Raw genomic sequence first — 12,522 nt, 5'->3', positions numbered from 1 at the left:
ATGTACGATACGATACTCGTCCCAACTGACGGAAGCGACGTCGCCGAACACGCGGTCGATCACGCGATCGATCTCGCAACGAAGTACGATGCGGACGTTCACGCGCTGTACGTCGTCGACACGAGCGCGATCGACGTCAGTCTCGGCACCGAACAAGTGGATCGTATCCAGCAGGGTCACTTCGGCGACATGCCCGAACTCGAGCAGCGCGCCAACGAGGCGACCGGCGTCGTCGCGTCGAAGGCCCAGGCCTACGACATCGAGGTGACCGAGTCGGTCGTCGCCGGACAGCCGCACAAACAGATCGGCAACTACGCGTCGAACAACGACGTCGACCTGATCGTCATGGGATCTGCCGGCCGAAGCGGCGTCCGTCGAGCCCTGCTCGGAAGCGTCGCAGAACGAACTCTCCGATCGACCAAACTCCCGGTGCTGGTGGTCGACAGGGAGGACTGACCGCCGGCGACGAACTCGTCACTCACCGCAGTTTCGGCACGTAACACGCCCTCGACGGGGCCTCGATTCTTGCTGGCGTTATTCCTCGGTAGTCGCGAACTCGAGACTCGTGACGAAGCCGAAGTAGGCGACGATCCCCGCGAGCATGAACATGTAGTACGCCCAGGTGGGCCCCTCGAGCACGCGAAAGAGGAGGTCGACCATCGTCACCCAGCCGACGGCGAACACCAGGTCGACGAATATCCCCCACCGTTCCTCACGGGCGTTCTCGAGCCACTCCCGAAGCGCCGTCATCGATCGGCGACCTCCGTTCGACGGTCCCGCCCGTACTCGCGTTCGGCCATTGTGTGAAGGTTTCACCGAGGATCGAAAAAGCCTGTCGGCGCGTCAGCGGCGATATCGCCTCATTCCTCCCAGTAGCCGACCCCGTCGTCGAGACGGTAGTAGCCGTGCAACGATCGCTCGTCACGGCCGCCCGGTGGTGCGCCGACGAAGACGCCGAACTTGTTCATTTCGGGGTAGACAGTGACGTCGGGTTCGTTCATCGTCGACACGAGCAGATATCGCAGCGGCTCCTCGCTATCGTTGACGATCCGGTGACCGCCGCGCTCGTCCGCCGGAAAGGTCGCGAAGTCCCCCGCCTCGAGTTCTCGCTCCCCGTCCGCAGTTCGGAGCAGCCCCGTTCCCGACAGGACGTACAGCGCCTCCTCGTTCGCCGTGTGATAATGATACGGCCACGACCGTTCCCCCGGCGGCAACTCGTAGAGGCTGCAGCCGAGGTCGGCGGCGCCGACGGCGTTCGAGAGCTCCTTCCGGCGGAACCGCGCCTGCTCGCGGTCGTATTCCTTCCAGTCGACCGCCGATTCGTTAACCTTGTGCATGCTTCGATATGCCGTCTTCCCGCCACCCCGATAAATCCTCCCGGGCTCGAGCCGTGATCGCTCGACGGCCGCGAGCGCGTGGGAACGGTCCGAAAACGAAACCGCCTAACCGCGGCCGGAACTGGCTAGTCTCATGAACGATACAGCCGAGGTCGCCGTCCTTCGACTCGGCCACCGGCCGGGCCGAGACGAGCGGATGACGACCCACGTCGGGCTGACCGCTCGAGCGCTCGGCGCCGACCGCGTCTGGTTTCCCGACAACGCCAGCCAGTCGCTCGAGACGGTCGAAGACATCACGAATCGGTTCGGCGGTCCGTTCGACGTCGACCTGACGGCGTCGCCGAAGGCGCTCATTCGCGACTGGGAGGGTCGGATCGTCCACCTCACGATGTACGGCGAGCGGGTCCAGGACGTCGAGGCCGAAATCCGCGAGGCCCACGAGAGCGAACCGCTGCTGATCGTCGTCGGCTCCGAGAAAGTCCCGTTCGACGTCTACGAGGCCGCGGACTGGAACGTCGGCGTCACTAACCAGCCCCACTCCGAGGTGGCCGGTCTGGCCGTCTTCCTCGACCGGCTGTTCGAGGGCCGCGAACTCGAGCGGGAGTGGGAAGACGCCGACCGGGAGGTGATCCCGATGGAGACCGGCAAGCGCGTCGAACCGGCCGACGAGGAGTGAGCGACGGCTTCGCCGAACGAAACGCAGACCGCAGTCGACCGCTCGCAGCGCTCGGACGGATTCTCTCGAGCCGTCGAACGGGAGTCGATCGGGGCGATTCTGGCAGGGACGCTCGAGTTCTACCGGTGGATAGTGGCAGAATTATGCGCTAACGGTGCAGATTGCGATTCGTTCGGAATCTCCTGGAGCCGTTCGTCTACCCGGGGCCGAATACCGTCATCTGCCGCTCCGATAGCGCGAGCGAGAGCGATTCGCCGACCGCTGGTGGATTCCCTGCACACTCCACGACGAGTTCGTCGCCAGTGTCGATCCGGACGGTTACGTCGTAGTGCGTTCCGATATCGACGACGCGCGTTATTTCAGCCGCCAGCGAGAGATTCGCCCCATCGTTGGCAGAATCCCGAAACGAAATATCTCTTGGCCGAACGTGGCAGGTGACGGTACTCCCCGTCGACACGTCTTTCTGCGACCCGTTCAGCGTGATCTCCGTTTCTCCAACCGCAATTGTCAGCGGTTGCTGATCGATAACGGTAGCCGAGAACGTGTTCGATCGGCCGAGAAACGACGCGATAAACGGCGTCGGTGGCGATTCGTACAGCGTACGCGGCTCACCGATACCGGAAACGGTACCGTCGTTCATCACGACGAGGCGATCGGCGAGCGTCATCGCCTCTTCTTGATCGTGCGTGACGAAGAGCGTCGTCACACCAGTTTCTCGCTGGATACGGGCGATCTCGTCCCGTAACTGTTCGCGAAGCGTCCGATCGAGGGCCGATAACGGTTCGTCGAGCACGAGGAGATCCGGCTGCGGCGCTAACGCTCGAGCGAGTTCGACCCTGCGTCGTTGTCCGCCGCTCAACTCCGAGGGATACGCACCTCGCTGGTCTCGCAGATCGACCAGTTCGAGATACTCGCTTACGACCTCGTCCCGTCGTTCAGATCCGGTATCCCGTGCTGCGAGCCCGTACGCAACGTTCTCGCTGACGGTCATGTGGGGGAACAGCGTCGACTGCTGGAAGACGACGCTCACCTGCCGAGATTCGGCCGGGACGTCGGTGACGTCTGCGCCACGGAGAAGCACCCGTCCCGCCGTCGGGTGGATGTGGCCAGCGATCGCCTGTACGAGCGTCGTCTTTCCGCAGCCGCTCGGGCCGAGGAGTGCGACTAATTCGCCCGACTCGAGACCGAACGAGACGTCATCGACGGCCGGTTCGTTCCCGTATCGGTGGGTGAGAGAGTCGAGTTCGAGTCTCATCGCTCGATCACCGTCGGAACCCGCCCGAACCGTTGTACAGCGGCGAGGACGGCGAGCGTAATACCGAGCAAGGCGAGCGCCAGCGGTACGATCGCATCAATTCCGCCAGTGATGAAGTCAACCCAGATTCGAGTCGGCATCGTTCGCGGGTTGTATGCGACCATCATCGTCGCACCGAACTCGCCGATCGCGCGTGCGAACGTCAAGATGACTCCCGCGAGAATCGCTCCGCGAGCTAACGGCAGTGAAACGTTCCAGAACGTCGAGAGCGGCCCGTACCCGAGCGACCGCGATGCCTGTTCTAGGCGTTCGTCGACGGCGCCGAACCCCGCTCGAGCGGTGATGATGACGAACGGTGCAGCGACGAACGTCTGCGCGAGGATCACCCCGACGAGGCTATCGGTGAGCGGAATCCCCGCGGCCGTTGCAGCAGCTCCGATCGGCGTAAACCGCCCGACGGCAGTGATGATCATTGCGCCACCGACGACGGGTGGAACGATGAGCGGGAGGATTACCACTGCCTCGACGAGGCGCTTCCCGGGAAACGACCTGCGGGCGAGGATGTACGCCAGCGGGACGCCGAGGACCGTCGAAATCGCCGTCGAGATCGGCGCGGTAAGCAGCGAATTGCGAATCGCCGTCTGTGACTCCGGGGTCGAGAGTCCGGCGACGACGTTCGCGGTTCCGGTTCGCGAGAGAAACGCGACGAACGGGAGGGCAAAGTACAGGAGAATGAGGCCGCCGAGTACTGCCGGGACGAGCAACTCCGGCGTTCGGCTCGTCCGGCGTCCGTGGAATACTTCGGTGAGACTCATACGTCGATCTCCTCCGGAACGGCGCCTTTTGCGCGTGGAATCCCGTCTCCGACGGTCAACCCTGCGTCGTCGAGCAGGTCGGGATTCTCGACGAGGAACTGAACGAGCTGGTGGCCCGCCTCCGGTTCGTCCGCTTCGTCGTTCACCGTCGCGTTGTACAGCACTGGCCGTCCTTCGGCCGTGTATCCTTCCTCGTCCGTCGTAAACTCGACCGTCGCGTAGTGGTCGGCTCGGTCGGGGTCGGCGAAGTTGTACGCGTCGGGGAACTCGAGGAACGGGCTCTCGTGGTCGACTGCCATATTCCGGTAGACGACCGCACCCGCGCGTGAGCCGCTTTCGACACCGGCCACGATCTGGGGCTCGTCGGGCTCTTCGTAGACCACGTCCATCATCTCGTCGCGAAACCCGTCGAGATCGTACTCCTTTTCGGCGAGTTCGAACGCCTGGACGGCGCGATAGCCGAGTGGATCGAGATTCGGATCGCCGATCGCGAGATCACCCTCGTCCGTCTCGCGAGCCAGTTCGTACCACGGCTCGCCGTCCTCGAGGCGCCGGCCGAACGTCGTCTCGTCGTTGTATCCGATTCCGACGCTGTTCGCCGCAAATTCGACGTCCCAGTCGGTGAACTCGCCGTACAATCGATCGCGGAGAAGCGTCGCATCGGCGCTCACGACGACGTCGGGGTGTTTGGTTCGGTCTTCGACCATCCGCATCACCGCGTTCGCGCCGTAGTACTCACCGTGAACCTCGATTCCCGTCTCGTTCTCGAACGCCGGGCCGACGTGGTCTTCGAAGGTGTGAGCGAGGCTTCCGGCGGCGAGTACACTCACCGACTCGGTGTTGCTTCCGAGACAGCCAGCAGCGCCGACACCGACGAGAGTGGCAGACGTTGCGAGCAACGTGCGGCGGCTCACACGTTTCTCGACGCAGTCGCCGATAGCGTTCATTGGTTGCTGTTCACTCTCGAGCAAACATATAACCACTTGCAGTTCCCATCGAGTTGGAATTTAACCGATGGTGGTTTCGTCGACTGTCGACGTAACGGGTTACTCAGCTATTCCAGAGCGAGCGTAATCGACTCTCGTTTACCGGGGTGTACGACCCGTACGTCCCTGCTGAACTGAGCAGATACTGAACTTCGACAGATTTTCCATCAACATCTGATACTACGTTCCCCAGTTGCGCTCCGCTCGCGATAAACTCCGTAGAGATTCAGATAGTCTGGGCACTAATTCCCCGATTAGAAAGACGATCAAATTATAATTCTCCCCAAACACCCGAACCCGTTTCATCTATGGCGGTTTGAGTCCAACAAACTTGACTAAACGTAATACTGTTACCGACGGGAAATTATATACGTGGCTCTAGGTATCACTACTCATGGAACTGGCTGACACCGATCCGGCGGCACGCGAAGGAAACGTCGCGCGACTGTTCGAGGAAACCGCAGCCCACCACGGGAACGCACTGGCGATGGAACACCACGACGAACGGACGACTCACGCCGAGTTACGGGAGCAGACGGCGGCGTTCGCGGGTGGACTTCACGACCTCGGCCTCGAGCCCGGCGATCGGATGCTGGTCTTCCTGCCGAACTGCCCGCAGTTCCTCGTGGCGGCCCTCGGCGCGCTCAGGGCTGGTGTCGTCTTCTCTCCGGTGAATCCACAGTACAAGCGCCGAGAGGTTTCCCACCAGCTCGAGGATACGGACGCGTCGCTGATCGTCACGCACCCGGCGCTCCGGTGGATCGTCGACGAGGCGATAGAAGAGACCGGCAACGATCCTGCGGTACTCACCGTCTCGAGTGAACACGTGGAGCGCAATTCGGACGACCGCGCGTTCGAAGACGTCCAGGGCGAGCCGACGCTGGTCGAGAGAGCGGCCGACGACGTCGCCTTGCTTCCGTACACCTCCGGAACGACCGGCGAGCCGAAGGGCGTGAAGCTCACCCACCGGAACCTTCGGGCGCAACTCTCCTGGATCCTCGCTGCACCCGACGACGGACTCGAGCCGACCGAGGTCCGAAGCCTGACCTGGCTGCCGCTGTATCACATCACCGGTTTCACCCACACGGCCCTCCAGCCGCTGGTTCGCGGCGGCGGGCTCTTCTTCCGCAGCGCTCTCGAATGGAATCCCGAGGAGTGTCTCGCGCTCGTCGAACGCGAGGAGATCACCCACTTCATCGGCGTCACGACGATGTACGCCGACATGGTCGAGGTCGACGACTTTTCGGAGTACGACCTCTCGAGCCTCGAGATGGCCGCAGAGGGCGGCGCGAAGCTTTCGGCTGCGGTCCAGGAGCGCTTCGAGGAAACCGCAGGCGTCGACATCGAGGAGGGGTACGGCCTCACGGAGACCACCGGGGCGACCCACACTCAGACGGGCGCGACGTACGGACTGCGCCACGGCACGGTCGGCCAGCCGCTGCGAACCGTCGACTGTAAACTCGTCGACGAACAGGGCCAGGAGGTTCTGCCCGGTGAGGAAGGAGAACTCCTCGTCCGGGGGCCACAGGTCATGGCGGGCTATCACGGCCTGCCCGAGGCGACCGACGCGGCGTTCACTGAACACGGCTATTTCCGAACCGGCGACATCGCTCGCCGGGACGAGCGCAACTACTACGAGATCGTCGACCGGAAGAAACACGTCATCGTCAGCGGCGGCTACAACATCTACCCCAGCGAACTCGAGAATCTGTTGCTCGAACACGACGCCGTCGCGGACGCCGCCGTCATCGGGGTCCCGGACGAGCGGCGCAACGAAATCCCGAAGGCGTTCGTCGTTCCCGCGAGCGAAGCGAGCGGGAGTTCGTCGGGCGAGCGAAGCGAGTCCGACGGCGGTACCGAGTCGGACGCCGAGCGCGGGACGGACGTCACCGCCGAGGAACTCACAGAGTTCTGTCTCGAGAACCTCGCCGAGTACAAACATCCGCGCGAGATCACGTTCGTCGACGACCTCCCGCGGACGACCAGCGGGAAGATCCAGAAGTACAAGCTGCTCGACGAGGAATCCGAATCGTCCCGGTAGTCGTACCGCGATGGCTCGTTCCGATCTCGGCGTCCATCTCGCTCCGCAGCGCGGCGTAGACGTCCCCCGTCCCCTTCGACACGTTCGAAAGACGAGACGTTCGGTCGAGCGTCCGCCGCACTACCGCAAGAGCAAGAGTTAGGTCACCCATTTCCTAAACTGGACCAGACGCAATGGTGCGCAGCCAATACGACGTAATCGTTGTCGGGGGCGGGATCGCGGGCTGTTTCGCGGCGGCGACAGCGGCGGCCGAGGGGATAGACGTGGTTCAACTCGAGCGCAAACCTCGAGAAGAGGGGGGGTTCATCGCCTGCGGCGACGCGATAAAGAGTCCTCGAAATCCCCGAAACTATCCGGGCCCGATCGACATGGACGCGATCGCCGACGACGAGGCCGTCCTCGTCGACAACAACATCGAACAGATCGAGTGGTGGGACGAGCAACTCGACGTGCGGAAGGTGTTGCCCTACGAGGAGGGCAGCAACGTCGTCGACCGCTACGAGTTCGGCCAGCGCCTGCTCGAACAGGCCGCCGACCGGGGAGTAGAACAACACTACGATACGGTGGTCCACGAGGTGACACAGAACGATCGCGTCACCGGCGTCAAAGCGATCCGCGACGGTGAGCCGGTTACCTACGAGTGTGACGTGCTGATCGACGCCGCAGGCGCACAGTCGATCCTGCAGGACATGATCGATTTCGAGGGCCTCGACACGCCCACCGAGCCGACGTTCGAAGTCCCACACTACACCCACTTCGGGTCGGCCTACCGCGAGATCATCGAGACCGAGGAACCGGTGGAGTACCACAACGCCATCGTCGGGAAACCCTTAGAGGAGATGGGCTACATCTGGTACTTCCCGCGCACGCCGACCGTCATCAACGTCGGCCTGGGCTTCCAGATGAACAAGGAACCGATCCCGCTCACCGACCGGTTGCGCCGCGACGTCGAGAACCGACCCGAGTTCCGGGGTGCGACGGTCGCCGAGAAGTTCGACAGAAAAGACAAACTCGGTTCGTCGATCGCCCTCCGTCGGCCGCTGGACTCGATGGTCGCCCCCGGTTACCTCGCTGCGGGCGGCGCGGCAGGGACGACCCACCCGATCACCGGCAAGGGTATCCGCGGAGCGGCCTACTCCGGCTACTCCGCCGGTCGCGCCGCGGTACAGGCTATCGAGGACGGAGACGTCTCCGAGGACGGACTCTGGGAGCACAACCGCTGGCTGTACCGCGAGCACGGCGAAGCCGCGAAACTCGCCTCGTGGGACGCGTACAACGTCGCTGCGAGCTCCATCGATGTGAACGTCCTTCGGGCCGTCACCGCCTTACTTCCCGAGACGGAACTCCAGGAGATCGTCGGCACCTCGACGAAGGTCGACGGTCTGAAAAGCAAGGCGCTCGTGGGTACCGGCGTCCTCAGGAACCTCGTTACGGAGTATCGCAAGGGCACCTTCGAAACTCTCGACGTCAGCAGGGGAGAACTGTACGAGGCCATTCTCGGGGTCAGGAAGACGCGCAACTACGTCTCGGAGTACGAACGACAGTACGAAGCCTATCCGGCAGACCGTTCGTCGTTCGAACGATGGCGCTCCGAGCGCAACCGCATCGATCGAGCGTTCTACGACGACCTCGGCCTGCCCCCCAGCGACTACAAGTACTGAAACGTCCTTTTTTCGTCGCCGGTAACGGCGTCCGAATACCCCCGTGACGGACAACAGGCGTCGAGCGCACCGACGCCGACGAGGACCGCCGGCGCCCCGACCACCGCGAGCGTGGAGAGATTCGCGACGGCGTAGAACGCGAGAAGGACAGCAGTCACACCGACGACGGTCCCGACGTCGAGTTCGTCGCGAAACGCGGCTCGGAACGGCTCCATCGCTTCGATTGATGCCGTGTCAGTCCACGTATCTTTGTGTTCGATGGAACGATATCACATCGGGGAACGGACGCGTCGCGCTCAAAAGACTTAATGGCTGCATTGCGCTACGTGTAGGCAATGGCTTTTGAGGACCTGCTCGAGGATCCGGTCATCCAGAAGTATTTGCACGAGCTAGTCGGTCCCACGGGGATGCCTGTCGCGGCGGCACCGCCGGACGGGGAAGTGACCGACGAGGAGCTCGCGGAGGAACTGGATCTCGAGCTGAACGACGTGCGGCGCGCGCTGTTCATTCTTTACGAGAACGATCTCGCCGGCTACCGGCGGCTGCGCGACGAGGACTCGGGCTGGTTGACGTATCTCTGGACCTTCGAGTACGACAACATCCCGGAGAACTTAGAGGAGGAGATGTACCGACTCCACGACGCGCTCGAGGACCGGCGGGAGTACGAGCGCAACCACGAGTTCTACCTCTGTGAGATCTGCTCGATCCGCTTCGAGTTCGGCGAGGCGATGGACTTCGGCTTCGAATGTCCGGAGTGTGGCTCGCCCGTCGAATCGATGGACAACGACCGACTCGTCAACTCGATGGACGACCGCCTCGACGCGCTCGAGGACGAACTCAACATCGACGCGGACGCCTGATGGTAGTCCTCGCAACCAAACTCTACGTCGAGGGAGACGCTCGCCAGCGCTCGCTCGACTCGCTGCGCTCGCTCGTCGGCAACGAGATCGGCGAACTCGACGTCGAGTTCGACCTCGACGTGCGCGACGACGACTTTCCCGAAGTCACCCTCGAGGGCGAAGACGCCATCGTCGCGGGGAACGTCCTCCGCGAGGAGTTCGGTGAAATCGTTCCCGAACTCGAGGCCGGCGAGAGCTACGTCGGGACGCTCGACTCTTGGGACGAGGACGGGTTCGTCCTCGACGCCGGACAGCCCGTGCGGATTCCCGTGGACGAACTCGGACTCGGTCCCGGTTCGCCCACGCAGATCCGCGAGCGGTACGGGCTCGTCCAGCACCTGCCGCTGCAGTTCGTCTACGAGAGCGAGGACGACCCCTCTCGGCTCGCCGACGAGGAGCAGGATCGACTCTACGACTGGACTCGCGGCGACGGCCGACTCAACGTCAACAGCGCGACGCGCGCCGAGGTGCGAGCGACGCTCAACCGGGCCGGCCACGCCCAGGACTACGTCACCGTCGAGCGACTCGGCCTGCTCGAGCAGAGCGTGATCTGCACCGAAGGAACCGATCCACCGGGGCTGCTGGCGAGCGTCGGCGAGTATCTCCCCGCAGAACTGCGGTGTGTCGTTCCGTAACATGAACCGACGGCTCGTTCTCGCGGCGATCGCGGTCGCGCTGCTCGCGTCGTTAGCCGGCTGCTCGATGATCTTCGGCGGCATCTCCGACGAGGAACTCGACCGCGAGCAGGAGTACGAAGACCTTCAGGAGAGCGACGCCGACGTCGCCGTCGACATCGAGGATGGCGGCCTACTCAGCGGTAGCGAGTTCCGCGCGGTCTACGATCTCAACGAAACCGAGGAGCTGTCGCTGTACCGCTCGAACTTCTACCGTGAACAGGCGCTCGACATCCACAGCGTCCGGTACTGGTACCCCAACGGAACCGAAGTGACGGGCTCCGATCTCGACGTCGATCAGGGCCGCTCGAGCACCGAGGTCCGCGTTCCGGACGGAAACGGCACGCTCGCGTTCTCGGGCGACGCCGGAAGCAGGACGTTCCAGCTCCCGGCGTACGTCCATGGCTCCTACGAACTGACGACGCCCGAGGGCTATCGGACCTCGAACTTCCTGTTCGGCGACGTCAACCCGGGTGGCTACGAGCGAGAGATCGTCGACGACCAGGAACGGCTGGTGTGGGACAACGTCGACAGCACGATCTCGCTGCGGTACTACGTCGCCAGAGACATCCCGATCTTCGCCGGCCTCGTCGGCACCGTCGTCGCGCTCGGCGGAGTTGGGATCGCCTACTACTACCGGAAGGTCAAACAGCTCCGGGAGCAACGCGAGGAACTGGGACTCGACGTCGATATCGAGGACGATTCGGACGACGGCCCACCGGGATTCAACTAACTCACGCAGCTCTTCTCCCGCCGCTTACCCGTTGATCGCGCGCTCGTCGAGCCAGACGACCTCCTCGCCTGCAAGCTCGAGACGACCCTCGACGAACCGGGTCGTCGTCGCGGTCCGCGGCCGTTCGAGCGCGCTCGTCCGGACGGTTCTCGCGGCGTCGACGTCGTCGACGAGCCAGCCGCGACGTGTTCCGTCCTCGTCGGTCTCGGCGAAGACGAGTAGCTGTGGCTCGTCGACTCGAGCGGTAGTCCGAAGCGCCGAGGTGAGGATTCGCGCGAGGTCGACGACGCGAACACGCTCTCCGGCGGCGGTCACTGTGCCGGCGTTCCACGGATCAGACGACTCCTCGAGAGAGCGGTCGTTCGTCACCCCGAGGACGGAAGCGACGGCGTCGACGGCAACGGCGTACTGGTTCTCCGCGAGCGTGAAGGTGAGAAGCGTCGTCGTTTCGTCGTCGGCCCCGTCGTCACGGTTCTGCGCCGCAGTCATGTACTACGAACACGCGTCAACGGAGAAAAATAAAGATTCCGAAGCGAATTATTTCAGAGAGTACGTCGATCAGTTCGGGACAAAATGTATAGTTTAGTGAAAGACACGAGAGTCAACGTTTTACCGCTGGACTGTGAGTTGAAACCAGGAACATGGCCCCGGAACTCCCTGAAAAGCTCCTCGGAATCGACATCGACGACGCGGACGATCGGCGGACCGGGAAACCGGACGACACAACGGACGAAACCGTCGAACTCGACCGCTTCCTGTTCTTTCACGTCGGCGAACACCGACTCGCGTGCCCCGTCGACGAGGTGAAGACGATCACGGCGGTACCGGACGAGATGACGCGGGTTCCGCGGGCGCCGGAAGCGATCGAGGGACTGACCGATCTCCGGGGGGAGATCACTGCGGTAATCGATCCCCGGGTGCAGTTCCCCACTACCGAAGATGGTCGTGGGCGGGAACGACTACTGGTCTTCGATCGGCCGTCGGACGAGCAGGCGGCGGCGGTCCGCGCCGACGACGTCCGCGGCGTCGACCCCGTTCCAAAATCGAACGTTCTCGACGCGGATGCGGTCGAGGATCGACCCGTCTCCGGCGACGCGCTCGAGCACCCGCTGGTCGATGCGATTCTCGAGCGCGAACGCGAACCGGAGTTCGGCACCCGACGTGACAGTCCTGCAACGGAGCTGGTCGACACCACTGTCGACGCCAGCGTCGAGACGGAAGGCGAGTCGGTATCTGGGGCGCCCGAGGGACGGGACAGTACCGACGGTGAATCGGACGGCGACGAGTTCCCCGCCGAGAACGACGTGACTGTCATCGAGGCGACACCGCTACTCGACGTCGAAAAACTGCTGTTAGCGTCCGGTCACATCAGATAAGCAGGTTCTGTATATTCCGTCTCTGGGACTCAGCTCTGGAGTTCTCACTGTTCCCCGACGTTTATCACA

General features: G+C 63.3%; 15 protein-coding genes. 8 read left to right on the top strand and 7 right to left on the bottom strand.

The annotated features are described in order from the left end of the window. Window positions 1-456, top strand: coding sequence for a universal stress protein (locus tag CV102_RS15285; protein WP_148858881.1), 456 nt, complete (start codon window positions 1-3; stop codon window positions 454-456). Window positions 457-534: 78 nt separating this feature from the next. Here CV102_RS15285 and CV102_RS15280 read toward each other — a convergent pair whose 3' ends face one another. Together CV102_RS15280 and CV102_RS15275 are read right to left on the bottom strand one after the other, a co-directional pair. Continuing rightward, complete coding sequence (locus CV102_RS15280) at window positions 535-750, bottom strand: hypothetical protein (protein WP_148858880.1); 216 nt, start codon at window positions 748-750, stop codon at window positions 535-537. 110 nt (window positions 751-860) lie between these two features. Next, complete coding sequence (locus tag CV102_RS15275; protein ID WP_148858879.1) at window positions 861-1,337, bottom strand: cupin domain-containing protein; 477 nt, start codon at window positions 1,335-1,337, stop codon at window positions 861-863. A gap of 133 nt (window positions 1,338-1,470) precedes the next feature. On the opposite strand from CV102_RS15275, the gene CV102_RS15270 reads away from it, so the two are divergent. After that, complete coding sequence (locus tag CV102_RS15270; protein WP_148858878.1) at window positions 1,471-2,013, top strand: tRNA (cytidine(56)-2'-O)-methyltransferase; 543 nt, start codon at window positions 1,471-1,473, stop codon at window positions 2,011-2,013. 196 nt (window positions 2,014-2,209) lie between these two features. Here CV102_RS15270 and CV102_RS15265 read toward each other — a convergent pair whose 3' ends face one another. From CV102_RS15265 to CV102_RS15255, 3 genes are read right to left on the bottom strand one after another with little or no spacing between them, the layout of a single operon-like run. Beyond that, complete coding sequence (locus tag CV102_RS15265; protein ID WP_148858877.1) at window positions 2,210-3,268, bottom strand: ABC transporter ATP-binding protein; 1,059 nt, start codon at window positions 3,266-3,268, stop codon at window positions 2,210-2,212. After that, a complete protein-coding gene (locus tag CV102_RS15260; RefSeq protein ID WP_148858876.1) occupies window positions 3,265-4,083 on the bottom strand; it encodes an ABC transporter permease in 819 nt (272 codons plus the stop codon). The genes CV102_RS15265 and CV102_RS15260 overlap by 4 nt, the downstream gene beginning before the upstream one ends. Then, window positions 4,080-5,030 carry an extracellular solute-binding protein gene (locus CV102_RS15255; protein ID WP_148858875.1) on the bottom strand — a complete coding sequence of 317 codons (951 nt, stop codon included), beginning with the start codon at window positions 5,028-5,030 and terminating at the stop codon, window positions 4,080-4,082. Before CV102_RS15255 ends, CV102_RS15260 begins: the two co-directional genes overlap by 4 nt. A 433-nt stretch (window positions 5,031-5,463) precedes the next feature. Between CV102_RS15255 and CV102_RS15250 the strand changes: the two genes are divergently transcribed. Together CV102_RS15250 and CV102_RS15245 are read left to right on the top strand one after the other, a co-directional pair. After that, entirely contained in the window at window positions 5,464-7,110 is a 1,647-nt protein-coding gene (locus CV102_RS15250) for a class I adenylate-forming enzyme family protein (protein ID WP_148858874.1), read from the top strand. A 173-nt stretch (window positions 7,111-7,283) separates the two neighbouring features. Beyond that, a complete protein-coding gene (locus CV102_RS15245; RefSeq protein WP_148858873.1) occupies window positions 7,284-8,771 on the top strand; it encodes a geranylgeranyl reductase family protein in 1,488 nt (495 codons plus the stop codon). Here CV102_RS15245 and CV102_RS15240 read toward each other — a convergent pair. Then, entirely contained in the window at window positions 8,759-8,986 is a 228-nt protein-coding gene (locus tag CV102_RS15240) for a hypothetical protein (RefSeq protein ID WP_148858872.1), read from the bottom strand. The genes CV102_RS15245 and CV102_RS15240 overlap by 13 nt on opposite strands. Before the next feature lie 120 nt (window positions 8,987-9,106). Between CV102_RS15240 and CV102_RS15235 the strand changes: the two genes are divergently transcribed. The 3 genes from CV102_RS15235 to CV102_RS15225 are packed head-to-tail and all read left to right on the top strand — an operon-like array spanning window position 9,107 to window position 11,077. Next, window positions 9,107-9,631 carry a transcription factor gene (locus tag CV102_RS15235; RefSeq protein WP_148858871.1) on the top strand — a complete coding sequence of 175 codons (525 nt, stop codon included), beginning with the start codon at window positions 9,107-9,109 and terminating at the stop codon, window positions 9,629-9,631. Next, a complete protein-coding gene (locus CV102_RS15230; protein WP_148858870.1) occupies window positions 9,631-10,305 on the top strand; it encodes a DUF2110 family protein in 675 nt (224 codons plus the stop codon). Before CV102_RS15235 ends, CV102_RS15230 begins: the two co-directional genes overlap by 1 nt. A 1-nt stretch (window position 10,306) precedes the next feature. Beyond that, the gene (locus CV102_RS15225) at window positions 10,307-11,077 is read left to right on the top strand and encodes a DUF5803 family protein (protein WP_148858869.1); all 771 of its coding nucleotides are present in this window, start codon (window positions 10,307-10,309) and stop codon (window positions 11,075-11,077) included. 24 nt (window positions 11,078-11,101) lie between these two features. Here the strand turns inward: CV102_RS15225 and CV102_RS15220 are convergent, their stop codons facing one another. Continuing rightward, window positions 11,102-11,566, bottom strand: a complete 465-nt coding sequence (locus tag CV102_RS15220; protein ID WP_148858868.1) for a chemotaxis protein CheW — start codon at window positions 11,564-11,566, stop codon at window positions 11,102-11,104. 152 nt (window positions 11,567-11,718) lie between these two features. Between CV102_RS15220 and CV102_RS15215 the strand changes: the two genes are divergently transcribed. Continuing rightward, a complete protein-coding gene (locus CV102_RS15215) occupies window positions 11,719-12,453 on the top strand; it encodes a chemotaxis protein CheW (protein WP_148858867.1) in 735 nt (244 codons plus the stop codon). The last annotated feature ends 69 nt before the right edge of the window (window positions 12,454-12,522 follow it).

This window comes from Natronococcus pandeyae (genome assembly GCF_008122205.1).
Taxonomy (GTDB): domain Archaea; phylum Halobacteriota; class Halobacteria; order Halobacteriales; family Natrialbaceae; genus Natronococcus; species Natronococcus pandeyae.
Note: the sequence above shows the minus strand (reverse complement) of the source record. Positions and strands in the feature narration are given on the sequence as shown.